General features: G+C 31.1%; 18 protein-coding genes and 6 tRNA genes. All 24 read left to right on the top strand.

The genetic code is table 11. The annotated features are described in order from the left end of the window. The first annotated feature begins 120 nt into the window (after positions 1-120). The 24 genes from glmU to spoIIE all read left to right on the top strand — a co-directional run bounded on the left by glmU (position 121) and on the right by spoIIE (position 20,713). Complete coding sequence (glmU, locus tag CLHOM_RS14000; RefSeq protein WP_052222311.1) at positions 121-1,494, top strand: bifunctional UDP-N-acetylglucosamine diphosphorylase/glucosamine-1-phosphate N-acetyltransferase GlmU; 1,374 nt, start codon at positions 121-123, stop codon at positions 1,492-1,494. A gap of 68 nt (positions 1,495-1,562) precedes the next feature. Continuing rightward, positions 1,563-2,519: a ribose-phosphate diphosphokinase gene (locus tag CLHOM_RS13995; RefSeq protein ID WP_052222310.1), complete on the top strand. Its 957-nt coding sequence runs from the start codon at positions 1,563-1,565 to the stop codon at positions 2,517-2,519. Positions 2,520-2,667: 148 nt separating this feature from the next. After that, positions 2,668-3,354: a response regulator transcription factor gene (locus CLHOM_RS13990; RefSeq protein WP_052222309.1), complete on the top strand. Its 687-nt coding sequence runs from the start codon at positions 2,668-2,670 to the stop codon at positions 3,352-3,354. Further along, complete coding sequence (locus CLHOM_RS13985) at positions 3,355-4,767, top strand: sensor histidine kinase (RefSeq protein ID WP_052222308.1); 1,413 nt, start codon at positions 3,355-3,357, stop codon at positions 4,765-4,767. A gap of 22 nt (positions 4,768-4,789) precedes the next feature. Next, on the top strand, positions 4,790-5,998 hold the full coding sequence (locus CLHOM_RS13980; protein WP_052222307.1) for a S1C family serine protease: 1,209 nt from the start codon (positions 4,790-4,792) through the stop codon (positions 5,996-5,998). A 128-nt stretch (positions 5,999-6,126) separates the two neighbouring features. Continuing rightward, on the top strand, positions 6,127-6,696 hold the full coding sequence (pth, locus tag CLHOM_RS13975; RefSeq protein ID WP_052222306.1) for an aminoacyl-tRNA hydrolase: 570 nt from the start codon (positions 6,127-6,129) through the stop codon (positions 6,694-6,696). 20 nt (positions 6,697-6,716) lie between these two features. Beyond that, positions 6,717-10,202, top strand: a complete 3,486-nt coding sequence (gene mfd / locus CLHOM_RS13970) for a transcription-repair coupling factor (protein ID WP_052222305.1) — start codon at positions 6,717-6,719, stop codon at positions 10,200-10,202. A gap of 53 nt (positions 10,203-10,255) precedes the next feature. After that, complete coding sequence (locus tag CLHOM_RS13965; protein ID WP_052222304.1) at positions 10,256-11,275, top strand: peptidylprolyl isomerase; 1,020 nt, start codon at positions 10,256-10,258, stop codon at positions 11,273-11,275. A 143-nt stretch (positions 11,276-11,418) separates the two neighbouring features. Further along, positions 11,419-11,970, top strand: a complete 552-nt coding sequence (gene spoVT, locus CLHOM_RS13960) for a stage V sporulation protein T (protein ID WP_052222303.1) — start codon at positions 11,419-11,421, stop codon at positions 11,968-11,970. A gap of 125 nt (positions 11,971-12,095) precedes the next feature. Continuing rightward, the gene (locus CLHOM_RS13955) at positions 12,096-13,625 is read left to right on the top strand and encodes a putative polysaccharide biosynthesis protein (protein ID WP_052222302.1); all 1,530 of its coding nucleotides are present in this window, start codon (positions 12,096-12,098) and stop codon (positions 13,623-13,625) included. Between the two features lie 29 nt (positions 13,626-13,654). Next, entirely contained in the window at positions 13,655-15,109 is a 1,455-nt protein-coding gene (gene yabN, locus CLHOM_RS13950) for a bifunctional methyltransferase/pyrophosphohydrolase YabN (protein WP_052222301.1), read from the top strand. A gap of 90 nt (positions 15,110-15,199) precedes the next feature. Then, positions 15,200-15,475 carry an HU family DNA-binding protein gene (locus CLHOM_RS13945; protein WP_052222300.1) on the top strand — a complete coding sequence of 92 codons (276 nt, stop codon included), beginning with the start codon at positions 15,200-15,202 and terminating at the stop codon, positions 15,473-15,475. Positions 15,476-15,538: 63 nt separating this feature from the next. Further along, positions 15,539-15,811, top strand: a complete 273-nt coding sequence (locus tag CLHOM_RS13940; RefSeq protein WP_052222299.1) for an RNA-binding S4 domain-containing protein — start codon at positions 15,539-15,541, stop codon at positions 15,809-15,811. Between the two features lie 88 nt (positions 15,812-15,899). Next, positions 15,900-16,190, top strand: coding sequence for a sporulation protein YabP (gene yabP, locus CLHOM_RS13935; protein ID WP_052222298.1), 291 nt, complete (start codon positions 15,900-15,902; stop codon positions 16,188-16,190). Positions 16,191-16,197: 7 nt separating this feature from the next. Further along, on the top strand, positions 16,198-16,593 hold the full coding sequence (gene yabQ, locus CLHOM_RS13930) for a spore cortex biosynthesis protein YabQ (protein WP_052222297.1): 396 nt from the start codon (positions 16,198-16,200) through the stop codon (positions 16,591-16,593). Between the two features lie 78 nt (positions 16,594-16,671). After that, positions 16,672-16,941: an FtsB family cell division protein gene (locus tag CLHOM_RS13925; protein ID WP_052222296.1), complete on the top strand. Its 270-nt coding sequence runs from the start codon at positions 16,672-16,674 to the stop codon at positions 16,939-16,941. 53 nt (positions 16,942-16,994) lie between these two features. Further along, a complete protein-coding gene (locus tag CLHOM_RS13920; RefSeq protein WP_052222295.1) occupies positions 16,995-17,399 on the top strand; it encodes a S1 domain-containing RNA-binding protein in 405 nt (134 codons plus the stop codon). Between the two features lie 158 nt (positions 17,400-17,557). After that, positions 17,558-17,646 (top strand) — tRNA-Leu (locus tag CLHOM_RS13915). Positions 17,647-17,649: 3 nt separating this feature from the next. Next, a tRNA-Met gene (locus CLHOM_RS13910) sits at positions 17,650-17,725 on the top strand. A gap of 8 nt (positions 17,726-17,733) precedes the next feature. Further along, positions 17,734-17,810 (top strand) — tRNA-Met (locus CLHOM_RS13905). Between the two features lie 21 nt (positions 17,811-17,831). Beyond that, positions 17,832-17,920: transfer RNA gene (locus CLHOM_RS13900), tRNA-Leu, on the top strand. Positions 17,921-17,924: 4 nt separating this feature from the next. Beyond that, a tRNA-Met gene (locus tag CLHOM_RS13895) sits at positions 17,925-18,000 on the top strand. Positions 18,001-18,025: 25 nt separating this feature from the next. Beyond that, a tRNA-Met gene (locus CLHOM_RS13890) sits at positions 18,026-18,102 on the top strand. Between the two features lie 214 nt (positions 18,103-18,316). Continuing rightward, positions 18,317-20,713 (top strand): stage II sporulation protein E, encoded by a 2,397-nt coding sequence (gene spoIIE, locus CLHOM_RS13885; protein WP_052222294.1) that lies wholly within the window; start codon positions 18,317-18,319, stop codon positions 20,711-20,713. The last annotated feature ends 64 nt before the right edge of the window (positions 20,714-20,777 follow it).

Genomic DNA, 20,777 nt, shown 5'->3' with positions numbered 1-20,777 from the left:
TGATGTATAATAAGGTTGAAAAAACATTACATATAAAATATAATATAATAGGTGTGAAAGTTAAAGCGTAGCATATACGAGTTAATAGGATATATTATACCGTGTAAAGAGGTGTTGGGATTGTATCAAAGTGCTATAATTCTTGCGGCAGGCAAAGGGAAAAGAATGAAATCAAAACTGCCTAAAGTATTACACAAGGTATGCGGCAAGGAAATGGTAAATCAAGTAATAGATACTATAAAGAAATGTGATATAGAAGATGTTAATCTTATAATTGGTAATGGAGCAGAAGAAGTAGAAAAAGCTACAAAGGATAGAAACATTACTTATTCTATACAAGAAGAACAACTAGGAACTGGTCATGCATTAAAGTGTTCTAGGAATTTCTTAGAAGGAAAGGTTGGTGTTGTAGCTGTATTTACAGGAGATGCTCCTTTAATTACGGAATCCACAATAAGGAAATTTATTCACTACCATATAGATAATGGATTTAAAGCAACTATACTAACCTCCCTAGTAGATGATCCTACTGGATATGGAAGAATAATAAGAAATGAAAATGGGGAAGTTGAAAAGATAGTAGAGCATAAAGACTGTACTTTAGAAGAATTAAAAGTAAATGAAATAAATTCTGGAATGTATTGTTTTGAAATAAAAGAATTACTAGAAAACCTAGATAAGCTAAACAATAATAATTCACAAAAGGAATATTATTTAACGGATATTATTGAAATACTGAAAAGTATGGGATATAGAGTAGGCGCAATTAATGTAGATGAAGAAGAAGTTAAGGGAATCAACTCTAGAGTTCAACTTGCTGAAGCTGAAGAGATAATGAAACTAAGAGTAAATAATATACATATGGAAAACGGGGTAACAATAATTGACCCTAAAAACACATATATAGGAATTGACGTACAAATAGGGTCAGATACTGTAATATATCCAGGGAATATACTTGAAGGTAAAACAATTATAAAAGAAGGCTGCACACTTTATGCAAATTCTAGGATAAAGGATAGCATTATTGAAGATGGAGTTACAGTTCAAAACTCTGTAATTCTTGAAAGTAAGATTGGTAAAAATACTACTGTTGGACCTTTTGCTTATATAAGACCTGAAAGTAATATAGGAGAAAGTGTTAGAATTGGTGACTTTGTAGAAGTTAAAAAATCAACTATTGGAAATAATACAAAAGTATCACATTTAACCTATATTGGAGATGCAGAGATTGGTAAAGACTGTAACTTTGGATGCGGTACAGTAATTGTAAATTATGACGGTAAAAATAAATACAAAACAATAATAGGAGATAACTCTTTTATTGGATGTAATGTAAACTTAGTTTCTCCAATTGAAATAGAGAGCAACACATATATAGCAGCAGGCTCAACTATTACAAAGAAAGTTCCTAGTGGAGCCTTAGCGGTTGCAAGGGCAAAACAATCAAACAAGGAAAATTGGGTAAAGATAAAGGGACTTAATAAAGAATAAATTAAGAAGCAAATTTAGGAGTAAATAATAGAAAACAATATTTTGGAAAAATTTAAGGAGGTTTACACATGATATCCCATGGTAAGAATATTAAAATCTTTACGGGAAACGCAAATCCATCATTAGCAAAGGAAATTGCTGATATTTTAGGAGTTGCAGTTGGAAATTCTAAGGTTGGAAAATTTAGTGATGGAGAAATATCTGTAACTACAAATGAAACAGTTAGAGGTACAGATGTATTCCTTGTTCAACCAACACATGCACCAGTAAATGACCACTTGATGGAACTATTAATAATGATTGATGCTTTCAAAAGAGCATCTGCGGGAAGAATAACTGCAGTAATACCATACTATGGTTATGCTAGACAAGATAGAAAGGCTAAGGCTAGAGATCCAATTACTGCAAAACTAGTTGCAGACCTAATTACAACTGCTGGAGCAGATAGAGTACTTACTATGGACTTACATGCTGCTCAAATACAAGGATATTTTAATGTGCCTGTAGATAATTTAATCGGTGCACCTATTCTTGCAAAATATTTTATAGAAGAAGGATTCAAGGATAGAGACGATGTAGTAGTTGTTTCACCAGACCTAGGAAGTGTAACAAGAGCGAGGGATTTTGCAGATAGATTAAATGCTCCAATAGCTATAATTGACAAGAGAAGACCAAGAGCTAATGTTTGTGAAATAATGAATATAATAGGCGATATTAAAGATAAAACTGTAATCTTAATTGATGATATGATAGATACTGCTGGAACTATAACAAATGGTGCAAATGCTTTAGTTGCAAGAGGAGCAAAAGAAGTATACGCTTGTTGTTCTCATGGAGTGCTATCAGGACCAGCTTTTGAAAGAATAGAAGAAAGTGTAATTAAGAAGCTTATTGTATTAAATACTATAGGATTACCTAAAGATAAGATTAGTGAGAAGTATGAAATATTATCTGTTGCACCTATTTTTGCAGAAGCTATTAAGAGAATATATGAAGATGTATCAATAAGTAAATTATTTGTATAATTTTAATAAAGCATGTGGGGTACTATTAAAGCCTACATGCTTTTATTAATGAATTGTAACTTTTATTTAAACTTATTGTGTTAGTTATTTAAAACTCAATGAAATATGATACATTATAATTAAAAGAAATCTGGAGGTAAGTTAACTTATGGATGGGACTATCGGTAAAATACTAATTGTTGACGATGATGTGAACATATGTGAAGTAATTAAAATGTACTTAGAGAATTCGGGATATTCTACTAAAACCTGTTATGATGGGAAGGCAGCTCAAGAGGCATTTTTAGAATATAGACCGGATTTAGTTTTACTAGATATAATGATTCCACACATTGATGGAATTGATTTACTTAAATGGATTAGAAAGGATTATGAAACGCCTATAATAATGCTTACAGCTAAAGGAGAAACCTTTGATAAAGTATTATCTTTAGAGCTAGGAGCTGATGATTATATTGTAAAACCTTTTGAACCAAAAGAGATGATTGCTAGAATTAAGGCGGTTTTAAGAAGATATAATATTGAAGGAGAAAATAAGGAAGTTTTAGAGTTTTCAGGACTTTCTATTGATATAAATTCTTATACAGCTACATATGAAGGAAATGAGTTAAAAATGCCCCCAAAAGAATTTGAGCTTTTGTATTATCTTGCTAATAATAAAAATAAGGTTTTTACTCGAGAACAATTACTTTGTGAGGTTTGGGGCTATGATTATCCAGGAGATTCAAGGACAGTGGATGTCCACATTAAAAGACTAAGAGAAAAGATTCAAGGTGGGTCAAATTGGCAAATAGAAACAGTTTGGGGTGTAGGGTATAAGTTTGAGGTGAAGTAAATGAAAAAGAAAGGTTTATTTTCTAAGATGATGGCAACTTTTACCCTGATTATTTCCATTAGTTTTATTATATTAGCAGCATTTTTATCATTGTGGTTTGAAGGGTATTTTTTTGAACAAAGGAAAGTTCAGGTTATAGCAGAATCACAATTGGTAGCCAATGCCGCCATTCAATATCTGTATGGTGTAAGTCCTATTAGCAAGACCAATGAAATAATAGAATATGTTTCTAAATATTCTTCAACGGACATACTGCTTTTTGATAGGTATGGTTATGTTTATGCAGTATCTAATGCTGACCATAAAAAGTATATAGGTACACAACTTTTAACAAATGATCTTGAAAAATTAAGACAAGGTGAAGTTATTGAGAAGAAAAATAACTATGACAGTGTGTTTAATATGTCGGTGCATTCTTATGAAATTCCTATTTCTTATAGGGGACTTTTTCAAGGATCAATAGTAATGAATACACCTTTAAGTGAAATAAGGGAACCTTTAAAAAGAGTTTATCAAATTATATGGATGTCGGCTGTTCTTGCTATCATATGTTCAAGTATTATAGTATATTATTTTTCTCAAAGGATAATAATTAAACCTCTGGCTAAGATTAACGGTGTTGCAAGAAAGATATCCAGAGGTGAAGTAGGTAAGAGGGTAGACATTGAGTCTAATGATGAAATAGGAGAATTAGCTAAGTCTTTCAATTCCATGGCAGATTCTTTGCAGGAAGTTGAAAATAATAGAAGAGACTTTATATCTAATGTATCTCATGAACTCAGATCACCTATAACTTCTATTAAAGGGTTTATAGGTGGGATATTAGATGGAGTGATACCTAAGGAAAAAGTGGAATATTATCTTTCTATTACCTATGAAGAAATTCAAAGACTTACAAGACTTATTAATGATCTTTTAGATTTATCTGCTATTGAGGCTGGCAAGTTTACACTAAATATTAAAGAACATGACATAAACGAAATAATAAGAATTTCTATAATAAAATTTGAAACAGTAATAAAGAAAAAAAAGATAAATGTTGATATATGGCTAGAAGACAAGGCAATAAATGTATTTGCGGATAGAGATAAAATAGTTCAAGTACTAACTAATTTAGTTGACAATGCTACTAAATATGTTGAAGAAGGCGGAAAAATAGAAATAAGGACAAAATTAAAGGGACCTAAGGTATTTGTATCTGTTTATAACGATGGACCTAACATATCTGATGAAGATGCAAAACACATATGGGAAAGATTTTATAAAAGTGACAAATCAAGAACATCTAAAGCTAGTACAGGACTTGGATTAGCTATTGTAAGGAGAATATTAACTCAGCATGGTGAAGATATTTGGTTTGAGAATAAGGAAAATAGAGGTGTTATATTCACCTTTACACTAAAAAGAGCTTAAAGAAAGGTTGGGAGGTGATATTTTGGACGATAGAAATGATGGCGTTAATGAAAGAGACAATATTGAAGAAGTATCTTGGGAAGATGTTAATAAAAATAAATGTGGAGAGATAAAGTTTATAAAGAAAAAAAATCCTTTCAAAAATTTTTTTAGATTAGTTAGCTTTGTTTTAATAGCTGTTTTATCTGGAGCTATAACATCTAATTACATTATTGAAAAAAGATATTCTGAATTATTGGGAAATAGCAGCAAAAATACAGGTACTGCAAAAAATAATATAAGCTTAGAAGAGAGTAAAATAAGTTCATCTAATGATGAAATAGCTAAGGTGGCTGAAAAGGTTGGACCAACTGTGGTGGGGATAGTTAAAACTTCTAAGGGCAGTAATTTAGGCATACCAGATAAAAGCAGTGGTTCAGGGATTATTTTTGATACTAATGGGTATATAGTTACTAACTATCACGTTATTCAAGATGCTGAAAATATTTTAGTTAAACTAGCTAATGGAATAAATTATATAAATGCTAAGCTTATAGGTTCTGATCCAACTTCTGATTTAGCTGTAGTAAAAATAGATGCTAAAAATCTTCCAACAGCAAAATTTGGGGATTCTTCAAAGGTAAGAGTTGGAGATTTGGCAATTGCTATAGGGAATCCACTAGGAGAGGAACTTGCTGGTACAGTAACTGCAGGAATAATAAGTGCAAGAAATAGAAAGATACAATATGGAGGGGCTATATATAAAGTTCTTCAAACTGATGCTGCAATAAACCCAGGTAATAGCGGAGGCGCATTGTGTAATTCAAGTGGAGAAGTAATAGGAATAAATAGCTTAAAGTTAACAGATTCACAATTTCAAGATGTAGAAGGCATAGGTTTTGCCATATCAATAAACGAGGCAAATGGAATAATACAAGAAATCATGAAATATGGAAGGGTAGCAAGACCTAGATTGGGCATATATGGAAGAAATACTATTTTAGAAGATAGTAGTGAAGTAAAAGGTGTATATGTTAGTGAAGTCATAAAAGATAGCGGTGCAGAGAAAGCTGGAGTGATACCAGGAGATATTATCGTTCAACTGGATGGTAAAAGCATTACGCAGTTTGAAGACATTACAGAGATAATTGAGAAGCATAAAATTGGAGATGTTGTATCAGGTAAAATATGGAGAAAAGGTAAAACTATAAATATAAAAATAACTCTTACTGATATTAACATAGTAAAATAGAAATATAAACCCATGGATATGCATCCTGGGTTTATACTATTGTCACTTTATTAAATATGTTTTTTAATGTATTATATTTAAGTGAAGAAAACTGTATTTTAGGTAAAAAAGACCTTGGAGGGAAATTTATGTACTTGATAGTGGGTTTGGGAAATCCAGGTAAGGAATACGAGCACACAAGACACAATGTAGGTTTTGATGTTATTGATTTGATGTCAAAGAAGTATAATATTGATCTGAATAGGAAAAAATTTAAAGGTGTTTATGGAGACGGAAATATATGTGGTGAAAGAGTAATGTTTTTAAAGCCCATGACTTATATGAATTTAAGTGGAGAGAGCATAAGAGAAGTCTTAAATTTCTATAAGATTACAAATGATAATATTATAATAATATACGATGATATAAGTCTTCAGGTTGGGAAGATGAGAATAAGGGAAAAAGGTAGTGCTGGTGGGCACAATGGAGTAAAAAGTATAATATCAAATTTAAATAGTGAAATCTTTACCAGAATAAAAGTTGGTGTTGGAGAGCCAGAATACAGCAACTTGGTTTCACATGTATTAGGGAAATTTTCTGATGAGGAAAGAAGTAAGCTAGATAAGGTGTTTGAAGAAATTCATAAGGTAGTAGAAGTTATAATAACTAAAGGTGCCTCTGAAGCCATGAATAAGTTCAATGGATTTAAGGTAGAGTAGTAATTGAGAGGTGTGTACTTATGAGATTAAAGGGGCTTATGCAACCTTTAATGGAAAATGAAAAATTTAATAATGTAATGAATAGAATACATAATAACCAATTTCCAATTGAAATTACTGGTGTTTTAGAATCGGGAAGAGGATATTTAATTAATGGAATATATGAGAAGGAAAATAGCTCTATTTTTATTTTTACGAATAGTGATGTAGATGCTAAAAATCTTTATGAAGATTTATCTTTTTACATACCTAATACATATTATTTTCCTACTAAACAAGTGGTATTTTATAATATTTATGCTATTTCTGGTGACTTAAGATGGGAGAGACTAAAGGTTATTAGAGAGATGCTAAGGGAAGGAAAGAAAATTATTGTTACTTCTATAGAAGCGCTTGCATCTGCATATATTTCTCCAGAGCTTTATAATAAATATACTTTAAAATTGTCTGTTGGAGAAACAGAGGATCTTGAAGAAATAGGGAAAAAACTAATTCAAAGTGGGTATGAGAGAGTTAATATAGTAGAAGGAAAGGGAGAATTTTCAATAAGGGGAGGAATACTGGATATTTATTCTCCAATACTTTCTACACCATACAGAATAGAATTCTTTGGTGATGAGATTGATTCCATTAGAAGTTTTAATAGTGAATCCCAAAGAAGTATAGAAAAATTTAATTCTGTTGAAATTTTTCCTGCAAAGGAAATGATATTAACAAAAGAAAATATAAATAAGGCTTATAAAGAAATAGAAGAAGATTTAAAAAAGGTTCCAGAAGAAAAAATAAAAAAAGATACATTAAGCAATTTAGAATCGCTGATGGAAAACTGGAGTTTTGATAACATTGATAGTTTTTTACCATATTTTTATGATGAGACATCAAATCTACTAGATTATATGAAGAACAGCTTAATAATCATAAATGATTCTCAAAGGTGTATTGGAAAGTTTGAAAGTGTTTATTTTGAGTTTATAGAAAATTGTAAGGATTTTATACAAAAGGGCAGCATATTACCTAGACAATTAGAATTAATGAACAATAAAGACCTTATGATAGAAAAACTGAAAGAATCAAGAGTAGTATTATTAGATATTATTAGTAAAGGAAAAAACATCTTTAAACCTATCTATGCTGAAGAATTTTTTCAATCCAGCTTAAGTGGGTATAATGGAAAGCTAGAGTTGCTTTTAGATGAAGTTAAGGATAAAAAAGCTAAAGGGTATAGAACTATAATACTTAGTGGTACTAGACCTAGGGGAGAAAGGTTAGTTGAAACCTTAAAAGATAAAGATATTGAAAGTGTATACAAGGATGTAGTTGACAGCGTTAAATGTGGAGAGGTTATCATAACCTTTGGTAATCAGATAAAAGGTTATGATTTTCCTGAATTGAAATTAAGTATTATATCTGATAAAGAGGTTTTTGGAAAATCAAAGAGAAGGCATCAAAAGGTTAATAAAAAAGGCATAGGTAAAATTAAAAGTTTTACTGAACTTAAACCTGGCGATTATGTAGTTCATACAAATCATGGTATTGGTGTATATAAAGGTATAAAGCAGCTAGAAGTTCAGGGACATAAAAAGGATTATTTAGAATTAAGCTATAGCTCAGGTGATAAGCTTTATGTGCCTGTGGAACAATTGGATTTAGTTCAAAAATATATAGGTACGGAAGGTAAGGCTCCTAAGGTAAGCAAGCTTGGTGGAAGCGACTGGAGTAAAGCTAAGAGTAAAGTAAAAAGTGCTATCAATGAAATAGCTGAAGAATTAGTGAAGCTATACGCTATAAGGTCTACGCTAAAAGGCCACAAGTTTTCTAGTGATACAGTTTGGCAAAAGCAGTTTGAGGAAGAATTTCCTTATGAAGAAACTCCTGATCAAATTGTGGCTATAGAAGAAATAAAAAATGATATGGAATCTGAAAAGGTTATGGATAGATTACTTTGCGGAGATGTAGGTTATGGAAAGACAGAAGTGGCAGTGAGGGCTGCATTTAAGGCAGTGATGGATGGAAAACAAGTAGCTTTTTTAGTGCCAACTACCATACTTGCAGAACAACATTACAATAATCTAGTTCATAGATTTTCAGATTTTCCAGTAAGAATCGATATGATAAGTAGATTTAGAACTATAGCACAGGTAAAATCAACTTTGATGGAGGTAAAAGCCGGTAATGTAGATATTCTTATTGGTACCCATAGAATACTTCAAAAAGATGTCCAGTTTAAGGATTTGGGACTTTTAATTGTAGACGAAGAGCAGCGATTTGGAGTTACTCATAAAGAAAAGATAAAAAATCTAAAAAAGAACGTAGATGTATTAACATTAACTGCTACACCTATACCTAGAACACTTCATATGTCTTTAACTGGTATAAGAGATATAAGTGTAATAGAAACTCCTCCTGAGGAAAGGTACCCAGTTCAAACTTATGTTGTAGAGTTCAATGAGCAACTTATTTCAGATGCTATAACTAGAGAAGTAGATAGAGGTGGTCAAGTCTATTTTGTTTATAATAGAGTAGAAAATATTAAAGAAATGGCTTCCTATTTATCAAAACTTTTACCAGGGATTAGGATTGCTGTAGCTCATGGACAGATGCCTGAACGAGAGCTGGAAAAGGTAATGCTTGACTTTATGAATAAGAAATATGATATGCTGCTTTGTACTACAATTATTGAAACGGGTCTTGATATTCAAAATGCAAATACAATGATTATTTATGATGCAGATAAATTTGGATTATCTCAGCTTTACCAGTTAAGAGGTAGAGTAGGAAGAACTAATAGAATTGCATATGCTTACTTAACATATAGAAAGGATAAGGTTTTAACAGAGGTAGCAGAAAAAAGATTAAAGGCAATAAAGGATTTTACTGAACTGGGATCTGGCTTTAAAATAGCTATGAGAGATTTAGAAATAAGAGGATCTGGGAATATTGTAGGTGCAGCTCAACATGGTCACATGGCTTCAGTTGGATATGACCTGTATTGCCGAATGCTAGAAGATACTATTAAGTTAGTTAGAGGGGAGATAGATAAGGAACCATTTGAAACTACAATTGATCTAAAAGTGGACGCTTACATACCAAGCGACTACATAGATGATGAAGTCCAGAAAATCCAGGTTTATAAAAAGATTGCAAGTATTGATTCTAAAGAAAGCATGATGGACATTCAAGAAGAAATAGAAGACAGATTTTCTGATATTCCACTTTGTATATATAATCTTATAAATATAGCCTATTTGAAGAGTGTAGCTAATAAGATTGGCATCGAGGAAATAAAAGAAAGACCTGTGGAAGTTGAAATTAAGTTCCAAAGCAGAGATTTTGTTAATCAAGGATTAATAAAAAATATAATTAAAAAGTATAACAAAAGAATGAGTTTCAAGGTTGGGCAAGAACCAGTTTTGGGATTTTCACTTAAGGATGTTAAAAAGACAGAACTAATACAAAATTTGAAAGAATTTCTTGAATATATTCAATCAGTGGTTGAAACACCATAGAATTATGTTAAAATAAAGTTATGCCAAAATACAAGATAAGCGAGGGGAAAGAATTGAAAAATATAAAAAAACTAGTTGCTGTTGCAGCAGTGATGATCTTTGGAATATCTACAGTTGGATGTAATATGATAGAGAAAACTCCAGAAGCTATAGCTAAAACTGTAGTAGCTAAGGTAGGAGATAAGAAAATAACAAGAGGAGAATTAGATGCTAATTTCCAAACAGCGCAATTAGTAGCTCAATTAAAACAGCAATATGGTGAAAATTATCTACAAAGTAAAGATGCAGTAAGCTATTTACAGCAATCAAAGAAAAGTATAATAGAATCAATGACAACTGAAGAAGCACTTATCCAGGAAGCAGAAAAACTTAAAGTTGTTCCAACAGAAGAAGAATTGAATAAAACTGTTAATCAACAAATAGAAGATTATAAGAAGTCTCAAAACATAACAGATGATGCAAAACTTGAAGAAGCTTTAAAAGCACAAAATATTACTCTAGCTGGATTAAAGGATTTAATAAAGAGAAATGCTATTATTCAAAAGGTTCAGGAAGCTGCTTTTAAAACTATAAAAGTAGAGGATAAGGAAATCCAAGATTATTACAATAAGTATAAAGATAAATATCCTGTAAAGGCAGATGACTCTACAAAACTTCATTTAGCACACATATTAGTTGCTGATGAGGCAACTGCTAAAAAAATAAAGGCAGAAATAGATAAAGGTGGAGATTTTGCTGCACTTGCAAAACAATATGGAACTGATGCAACCAAAGACAAAGGTGGAGATTTAGGGACAGTAACAGTAGTAAATTCAGGCTTTGATGAAGACTTTATGAATGCAGCAATGCAGCTTAAAGAAGGTGAAGTGTCTGGAGCAATTAAAACTCAATTTGGATACCATATAATTAAATGTATTAAAAGAGAAAATAAACCTGTAAAAACTTTTGCAGAAGCAAAAGAACAAGTTAAAGCTACACTAGAGGACAGTAAGAAGAATGAAGTATGGAATAAAAAGATTGAGGAAGTAAAAACTAACGCAAATATAAAAATATATGAAGATAAATTAGTTTAATTTTAAAAAGATGATACAGTTGTATCATCTTTTTTTAGTATTAAAATTAAACCTATACATTTGTGTATAAAATTACATATTCGTACAGATAATATTACTGAAAATAATTTTTAATAAAAATAATTAAGGAGGTAAAAATCTAGATGAAAGCAACTGGTATTGTTAGACGTATAGACGATTTAGGAAGAGTTGTAATACCAAAAGAAATAAGGAGAACCTTAAGAATCAGAGAAGGAGATCCATTAGAAATTTTTACTGATAGAGAAGGCGGAGTAATTCTTAAAAAATATTCTCCTATAGAAGAATTAAGCAATTTTTCTAGAGAGTATGCAGAAGCATTACAAGCTACAACAGGAGATATTGTACTTATTTGTGACAAAGACAATATTATTTCTATAAGTGGAACTTCTAAGAAAGAATACATGGATAAGAAAATAAGTAATGAAGTAGCAAAAATAATGGAAGATAGAAAGAGTGTTCATTTGGGAGTAAATGGAAGTAAAGTAATACCTATTATAGAAGATGAAGATGTTGATGGAAAATACAATGCCCAAGTAATTTCACCTATAATAGCTGAAGGAGATGCCATTGGCGCAGTAATAATGATATCTAAAGAAGAAAATGCTAAGTTTGGAGAAGTAGAAGTTAAACTTGCTGATACAGCAGCTTCATTTTTAGGCAAGCAAATGGAATAATGATATTTTAATACTTCACTATTAAAAACGAAGGTAGCCTTATCTGCCTTTGTTTTTTTAGTAATAATATCTTCTAATTGCAAATATAAATATTTATACTCAATAAGCAATTTGGAGGTATTATATTGAAAAAACAATCTTTGATAAAAGGAACCTTTATACTAGGCTTTGCAGGTATATTTGCAAAGATTATAGGTATGCTCTTTAGAGTTCCACTAACCATGCTTATAGGAGATGAAGGCTTAGGATATTATCAAATAGCTTATCCCCTATATATGCTGTTTATTGCTGTGGCTTCAGGGGTTCCACTAGCAATGTCAAAAATGATATCGGAAAAGAGTGCAAAAGGAGACCGATTAGGAATATTTGAAGTCCTAAAGGAAGCGCTGCTCCTTATGAGTATATTAGGAGCGGGGACAAGTTTGCTTATGTTAGGTTTTTCAAAAAGCTTGATTAGTATATTTAGATGGGACTATAAGGCTTATTATTCATTGATGGCTTTAGCAGTAGCACCATTTTTCATTTCCATAATGAGCGTATATAGAGGTTTTTTTCAAGGGCTTCAGAATATGACACCAACTGCTGTTTCTCAGATTTTGGAGCAGATAGCCAGGGTTGTAATTGGTATTGGTCTAGTTATACTATTATTACCAAAAGGAATAGAGTATGCAGCAGGTGGAGCTACTTTAGGAGCTGCAGCTGGTGGAATACTAGGCTTAATGTATTTGTATAGTAAGTACAGAGTTTTAAGGAAAAAATCTAAAATAGCTAATATTAAGTACAATACTGAAACTATGGAAAGGCTGCTGAGGATAGCTATACCTATTTCACTTGGAGCTGCAGTAGGAACTGTAATGAATGTAATAGACTCCATAATGGTACCTCAGAAGCTCTTAGAGGCAGGTTTTACAACTAGACAAGCAGCAATACTCTATGGACAGTTAACAGGAAAAGCTGCTGTGCTAGTGAATGTGCCACTTACTTTATCAGCTGCTTTAAGTGCATCGGTAGTTCCAATAATTTCAGAAGCCTTTATACTTAAGGATAAGGCTAGAGCCAGTAAAAATATAATTTCAGCAATAAAAATATCAATACTTATAGCATTGCCATCACTTTGCGGGTTTTACTTTCTCTCGCATCCAATTTTAAGTTTAATTTTTAGGGAACAGGCAGAAGGAGCAACGATTTTAAAGTATTCAGCTCTATCAATTCCATTTATAATATTAGCACAAACCACCACAGTTATATTACAGGCAACCAATTCAAATAAAAGGCCTATAATTCATTTACTTATTGGATGTATAGTAAAAATAATAATTACAAGTAAATTGGTTCCTTTAGAAAGTATGAACGTATATGGAGCAATAATTGGAACTTTTGCAGCATATGGAACAGCTGTAATACTAAATTTAATGTTATTAAAGAAAACTTTAGGAATTAAAATAGATTTATATGAATTATTAATAAAACCAGCCTATGCTTCAATTGCAATGATATTAACTGTTGTTTTTGTTTATGTTAAGGTCTATAATTATACAATGAGTAATTCCATTTCTTGTTTAATATCAATATCAGTTGGTATAATAACCTATGGAATATTAATTATGCTATTTAAAGTATTAGATTATAAAGAACTAATAAAGAAAAAACTTTAAACTGATAAAAGTACAAAAGGAGATTAGAAATGATTAGGATTGTAGGGTTAGGACCTGGAAGCAAAGAATCAATTACTATTGGGACTTTTCAATTGTTAAAAAACAGTGAGAATGTTTTTTTTAGAACAGAGATTCATCCTAACATAGAATATTTAAGAGAACTTGGTGTTAAGTTTTCTACTTATGATAATAAGTATGAAAACCTAGATAGTTTTGATAGGGTTTACGAAGAGATAGCTAAAGATTTGATTCATAGACATAAAACCTTAGGAGATATAGTATATGCAGTACCTGGACATCCAATGGTAGCAGAAAAATCTGTAAGCATTTTAATTGAATTATGTAAGGATGAAAATATAGATATTGAAGTACTTCCGGCAATAAGCTTTGTGGATGCTATAATGGAAAGTCTAAAAATTGATCCTATAAACGGTGTTAAAATAATAGATGCTTTTGATATTGAAAATCAGATTCTTGATAAAAGAGTTGGTACAATAATAACCCAGGTATATAATAAATTTATAGCTTCTGAGGTAAAATTAAGATTAATGGAATATTTTAATGATAATATGGAAATATATTTTATAAGGGCAGCTGGAATAAGAGAACTAGAGAGCATAAGAAAAATATTTCTATATGAATTAGATAGGCAAGAAGATATAGATCATCTCACTTCCATATATATTCCTAAGAATTTAGATTCATCAAAGGATTTTTATGACCTTCTTGAAATAATGGATGTTCTAAGAGGAGAAGGAGGATGCCCTTGGGATAGAGAGCAAACGCATGAATCTCTTAAAAGATATCTTATAGAAGAATGTTATGAGGTTATAGAAGCTATAGATGAACAGGATGAGATCAAGTTAATAGAGGAACTTGGAGATGTACTGCTTCAGGTTGTATTTCATTCACAGATTGGAAAAGAAGATGGATATTTTAACATTCAGGATGTAATTAAAGGAATATGTATAAAGCTTATTGAAAGACATCCACATGTTTTTGGAGAAATACAGGTTAGTAACTCAGATGAAGTATTATACAATTGGGATGAAATAAAGAAAAAAGAAAAGGGATTAGAAACATATACTGATGAGTTGAAGCATGTTGCCAGAAGCCTTCCTGCTCTAATTAGATCAGAAAAGGTTCAGAAGAAAGCTGCAAAGGTTGGTTTTGACTGGGAAGATGCTGCTCCAGCTTTAGAAAAAGTAGTTGAAGAATGTGATGAAGTTAAACAGGTATATAAAACGCAAAATAGGGAAAAAATAGTAGAAGAAGTAGGAGATTTAATTTTTAGTACTGTAAATGTTGCAAGACTCCTTGACATTGACCCCGAAGTTGCATTAAATTATACTATAGATAAGTTTATTAGCAGATTTAGTTACATAGAACAAAAGAGCCTAGAAATGGGTAAGAAAATAACAGATATGACCCTAGAAGAAATGGATAAGTTATGGGAAATGTCAAAGAATACTAAGCTAGTTTAGTTAAAAGTTCATATAAAAAAGAGGATTTTTAATTTAAATGAAGAATTAAGTCTTATACTATTTATTGATTAAAATGAGGAGGTAACAAAAGTGAATAAAGCAGAATTAATAACAAGCATGGCAGAAAAAAGCCAATTAACTAAAAAGGATGCAGAATTAGCTTTAAAAGCGTTTATCGAAAGCGTAGAAGAAGCTCTTGGAAAAGGTGAAAAAGTTCAATTAGTAGGATTTGGTACTTTTGAAACTCGTGAAAGAGCAGAAAGACAAGGAAGAAACCCAAGAACTAAAGAAGAAATAACTATTCCAGCATCAACAGTTCCTGTATTTAAAGCTGGAAAAGAGTTCAAAGACATAGTTAATAAATAATAATTATTATAAAAAACCTGGGTGTAAATCTAGGTTTTTTATTTTATTAAGAGGTGGATAAAAATGAGACTAGATAAATATTTAAAGGTATCAAGAATAATCAAGAGAAGAACTGTTGCTAAGGAAGCTTGTGAAAGTGGAAGAGTTATAATCAATGGAAAAGTTGCAAAACCAAGCACAGATGTTAATGAGAATGATATTATTGAAGTTATGTTTGCTAAGGGTTCAATAAAAGCAAAAGTTGTTAATATTGCAAATCATGTAGTAAAATCAGAAGCAAAATTAATGTATGAAATAATTTATGATGAATCAGAGGAAGCACAAAAGGAAGAGTAGGTATTAGTGAAAAGTTCTTTACTCCCTTTTGATAACATAATATATATTTTTATAGCATATATATAGTTACAAAAAGGGAGGGGTGTTTATGGAATTAAAAAAAGAAATAATGAACAGTAAGAAAAGCAATTTAAACCTTGAAAATAGAAATAAGTTAATATTATCTGGAGTTGTCGAAGTAATAAGTTTTGATGATAAAACAATAATATTAGATACTTCCTTGGGAACATTAACAACTAAGGGAGAAAATTTAAAAATGCAAAAGCTGGATGTGCAAAATGGAGATGTAATAATTGTTGGACATGTAAATTCCTGTGTGTATACTACTACTGAAAGTAAAAAAGATAAAGACAGTATTATAGCAAAATTATTCAGGTAATAAAGCTATGATAATATCATTACAAAATCAATTTAATCTAATTATTCATAGTATACTAGCAGGGATAATTACAGGAGTATTGTTTGATATTTATAGAATTATTAGAGGATTTGAAAATCCTAACAGAATAATAACTTTTATTGAGGATATTTTATTTTGGTTTTTTGCAGGAATATTAGTTTTTATTTTCCTAGTGTATACAACCTATGTTTATGTAGGAGTATATTTATATCTTTATATAGCTTTAGGATTATACATTTATCTAAAAGTCTTTAGTAGATATTTCATTAGAATACAACATAATGTATTCAAAGTGAGCTTCTCCTTGGTAAGGATAACAATAAATATATTGCTATATCCTATAGAATTAATATTTTACAGGATAATAGATAAAAATAAATAAAAAAACTCCTTGAATAAAATCTAAAACGAAACTAAAATAGAAGGAGAGCCTAAAATTCAGTTTTAGAGGTAATTGATTATGAAAAAATCTAAGATAAAAATGATATCTGTTACTTTTATATTGCTATATGTATGTTACATATTGGTGAGCCAGCAAATTACAATAATGAATAAAAAAGCTCAACTAGAAGACTCCAAGTTAGAACTGGAGAGGGTAACTAATGAAAATCTTAAGTTGAAGGATGAAAAAGGAATGTCTGAGACTGATAGATATATGGAGAAGTTATCACGGGAAAGGCTAGGTTTTATAAAACAAGGAGAAAATGTTATAGTAGAGAAAAAGAAATAAACATTGCTAATTTATAATTTAATATAAACATATCAAGGAGGAATTTTATTAACATGGCCTTAAAGTTAGGTAGTATCCTAGATGGTACAGTAGTCAACATAACTAAGTTTGGAGCATTTATAGAAGTGGAGGGGAAGACAGGTCTAGTACACATATCCGAGGTGGCTGACTCCTATGTAAAGGATATTCGGGAGCATTTAAAAGAGCAAGATAAGGTAAAGGTGAAGGTAATAGCAGTTGATGATAGTGGAAGGCTTAGTTTATCTATAAAACAAGCTATGGTAAATAAAAAGTCATCAAGACCTGCAGAAATAGATTGGGCTAAGGAAAAGAGCAAAACAACCACAAGTAATTTTGAAGATGCAATTTCTAAATTTTTAAAAGATAGCGAAGAAAGATTCCTAGATTTGAAAAAACATCAGAATGTAAAAGGTAATAAATATTCCAAAAAGGGATGATAATTATATTTAAAGGGCTAATTATAGTCCTTTTTAATTTTAGTAGATATATCAATTAAAGATTTTAAAATAATTAGTTGACAATCACATTTGATTAATATATAATAGTCTATGTCGCTGAGGAACAGTAGAAGAAATTTGATCAGTAGACATACTATGCTGGAGTGGCGAAATCGGCAGACGCACAGGACTTAAAATCCTGCGGAGCTAACCCTCCGTACCGGTTCAAGTCCGGTCTCCAGCACCATATCGCGGGGTGGAGCAGTTGGCAGCTCGTCGGGCTCATAACCCGAAGGTCGTAGGTTCAAGTCCTGCCCCCGCAACCAATGAACGTGGCGGAATAGCTCAGTTGGCTAGAGCATTCGGTTCATACCCGAAGTGTCGTAGGTTCAAGTCCTATTTCCGCTACCATTATTAAAATCTATATGTCAAGCTGGAGTGGCGAAATCGGCAGACGCACAGGACTTAAAATCCTGCGGAGCTAACCCTCCGTACCGGTTCAAGTCCGGTCTCCAGCACCAATATCGCGGGGTGGAGCAGTTGGCAGCTCGTCGGGCTCATAACCCGAAGGTCGCAGGTTCAAGTCCTGTCCCCGCAACCATTTTTTTTTGATGAATATAAATTATGGCGGAATAGCTCAGTTGGCTAGAGCATTCGGTTCATACCCGAAGTGTCGTAGGTTCAAGTCCTATTTCCGCTACCAGATAAAAACACCATGAAATTTATTTCATGGTGTTTTCTATTTTAACTGGAAATTATACATTGAAGTAGAAAAAAATCGCTAGCGGTAAAAATTTGAATTAAATTTATGATATATGTCTTACGAAAAATGTAAAGAGAATTATTAAATGACAATTATTTCCATAAGCCTCTGATATAATTTTATATAGTTATTACTAAATTCGGAGGTGATTTATATGCAATATGGAGCTGGAATATCTACATATAAGAGAAAAGGTAAAATCAGTGATGATAATATAATGGAAAAACAGTTGCAACATATGTGGATCTTAAAGAACATAGGATATTCCATTGTAGGTGTATTTATTAGTAGAGTGTTATTGTTGAATCTAGATAATACTACAGCACCTTTTGGTATAGCTTTTTTAATTGTAATGGTATTATTCAAGGATGAATACATTATAGCTATCTCGGGCGGGTGCTTTCTTGGATACATATCTATATATAACAAAATTAGCAATCTGCCCGGATACCTAATATGTATTGGAAGTATTACTGCAATAAGCTATTTATTAAGCAGAAAATCTAAAAAGCTTATACTTACTTTTATATTTAGTATAGTTTTTATAGAATTACTATTAAGTGAATTTTTTATAAGAAGTCTAAGCTTTAAAATAGCATTTTTAACAGTTTTTCTTCAAATGATATGTATAATATCTTTATATTTTATTCTAGAACGTTCCTTAATATGCATAAAAGAATTTAACACAAAACATTTATATTCAAGCGAAGAAATAATAAGTCTTTCAATTTTAATTTCACTAATACTATCAGGTACTTGGGGTATAAGCATATATGATATTTCCTTGAGAAACATATTGGGATTATGCTTTATATTAATAATAAGTTACATAAATGGTGCAAGTGTGGGGGCTGCAAGTGGAATTGCTATTGGAGCTATCATAGGGGTATCCTCAAATAATATATTAATGTTTGTAGGAGTATACGGATTATGTGGATTAATTGCGGGTATTTTTAAAGATAGTGGAAAACTTATTACGGCTTTTACGTATATTACAGGATTTATTATATTAAAGCTATATTCTAATATCAGTATAGAATTCAAGTTAATAGAAATGTGCTTTGCAGTGTTAATATTTCTGTCAATTCCTAATAAAGTATATGATAAGCTAAACTTAGAATTAGATTGGGAAAAAAAGCAGGAGTATCTTAATGGAGATTATGTTGATAAAATAAAAGAAATGCTTTTAAAGAGATTAGATAATTTCTCACAGATATTATTTAACATATCTGATACTTTAAGAAATCTTGCTGATAATGATAAGCTAGTTATGAAGAATAAAAGCTTAGCTTTAGTTGAAAATTTAGCCGATAGAGTTTGCAGCGGGTGCAACATGAATTCAATGTGCTGGAAGAAAGAAGCTTATTATACATATATCGCTTTTTCTGAACTGATACAAAGTCATGAGAATGGTAAAAAAGAAAAAATGCCTCATGAGATAGAAAGAAAATGTATAAAAAGAACACTTTTATTAAAGAGCACAGAAGAGATAGTTAATAACTACGTAATAAATGAAATGTGGAGAAAGAGATTAAGTGAGGGAAGGGAAGTTTTAGCTGGTCAAATAAATAATATGGGAGAGTCTTTAAAGGAGGTTATGGCGGAGTTTAATTCTAACATAAAATTAAGTAGTGATACAGAAAGAAATGTAAGAAAAATTTTAGAGAAGAAAAATCTAAAATACAAGGATGTATTTTGTTTTAAGGATAAAAATGAAAGAGAAGTTGTGAAATTGTTCCTTGAAGCTTGCGGAGGGTCACAGCTTTGTGTTAAAACTATACTTCCATTAATTAATGAAGCCACAGGAAAGCAAATGTGCATTAGTGATGAGGGATGTATAATTGACCCTAAAACATCAATTTGCCAAGTGGTTTTTGAGGAAACACCTAAATATTATGTAGCTTCTTATGCCTCAAGGCAATGTAAGCATGGAGAAAAATACAATGGGGATAATTATAGTTTCGGAAAACTTGGAGATGGCAGTTATTTGTCTATAATAAGTGATGGCATGGGATCAGGTCCTAGAGCTGGACAAGAAAGTAAAGCAGCGGTTGAACTAGTAGAAAAGTTTACAAAGGCAGGTTTAAGTAAAGTAACTGCTATAAATACAGTCAATTCAATAATGTCTTTAAAATTTTGTGAATATGAAAAGTTTTCAACCCTTGATTTAAACAGTCTTGACTTGTATACAGGAGAAATTAGCTTCATGAAGGTAGGAGCTGTGGCAAGCTTTATTAAATCAGGAAATCAAGTGCAGGTAATAAATTCCAAAACTTTACCTTTTGGTGTTCTTGATAAGGTTGATGTAGATGTAATAAATAAAAAAATTAAAAATGGAGATATAATAATAATGTTAAGTGATGGAGTACTGGATTATGATAATCAAAATACAGGGAAATTAGATTGGCTTTTAGAATATTTAAAAGAAAGTAAAATATCAAATCCAAAGGAACTGGCAGATAGTATTGTAACTAGAGCAAAGGAGTTAAGTGGTGGCAAAGCAAAGGATGATATGACAGTTATTGTATCAAAGGTATATAGCCTTTATTAAGATTTAAGAGGCTATGTTTACAAAATATGCTTATATGAAAATAATATAAGTATATAATGCAAAC

It is taken from the genome of Clostridium homopropionicum DSM 5847, from assembly GCF_001263795.1.
GTDB lineage: Bacteria > Bacillota > Clostridia > Clostridiales > Clostridiaceae > Clostridium_H > Clostridium_H homopropionicum.
The sequence above is the reverse complement of the archived record's forward strand: the minus strand, read 5'-3'. Positions and strand labels throughout refer to the sequence as shown.

What these genes read in the sequence shown, in the direction of transcription:
- CLHOM_RS13995 (WP_052222310.1), top strand. Translation starts at nt 1,563, where the DNA reads ATGATATCCCATGGTAAGAATATTAAAATCTTTACGGGAAACGCAAAT.
- CLHOM_RS13990 (WP_052222309.1), top strand. Translation starts at nt 2,668, where the DNA reads ATGGATGGGACTATCGGTAAAATACTAATTGTTGACGATGATGTGAAC.
- CLHOM_RS13985 (WP_052222308.1), top strand. Translation starts at nt 3,355, where the DNA reads ATGAAAAAGAAAGGTTTATTTTCTAAGATGATGGCAACTTTTACCCTG.
- pth (WP_052222306.1), top strand. Translation starts at nt 6,127, where the DNA reads ATGTACTTGATAGTGGGTTTGGGAAATCCAGGTAAGGAATACGAGCAC.
- mfd (WP_052222305.1), top strand. Translation starts at nt 6,717, where the DNA reads ATGAGATTAAAGGGGCTTATGCAACCTTTAATGGAAAATGAAAAATTT.
- spoVT (WP_052222303.1), top strand. Translation starts at nt 11,419, where the DNA reads ATGAAAGCAACTGGTATTGTTAGACGTATAGACGATTTAGGAAGAGTT.
- yabN (WP_052222301.1), top strand. Translation starts at nt 13,655, where the DNA reads ATGATTAGGATTGTAGGGTTAGGACCTGGAAGCAAAGAATCAATTACT.
- CLHOM_RS13940 (WP_052222299.1), top strand. Translation starts at nt 15,539, where the DNA reads ATGAGACTAGATAAATATTTAAAGGTATCAAGAATAATCAAGAGAAGA.
- yabP (WP_052222298.1), top strand. Translation starts at nt 15,900, where the DNA reads ATGGAATTAAAAAAAGAAATAATGAACAGTAAGAAAAGCAATTTAAAC.
- yabQ (WP_052222297.1), top strand. Translation starts at nt 16,198, where the DNA reads ATGATAATATCATTACAAAATCAATTTAATCTAATTATTCATAGTATA.
- CLHOM_RS13925 (WP_052222296.1), top strand. Translation starts at nt 16,672, where the DNA reads ATGAAAAAATCTAAGATAAAAATGATATCTGTTACTTTTATATTGCTA.
- CLHOM_RS13920 (WP_052222295.1), top strand. Translation starts at nt 16,995, where the DNA reads ATGGCCTTAAAGTTAGGTAGTATCCTAGATGGTACAGTAGTCAACATA.
- spoIIE (WP_052222294.1), top strand. Translation starts at nt 18,317, where the DNA reads ATGCAATATGGAGCTGGAATATCTACATATAAGAGAAAAGGTAAAATC.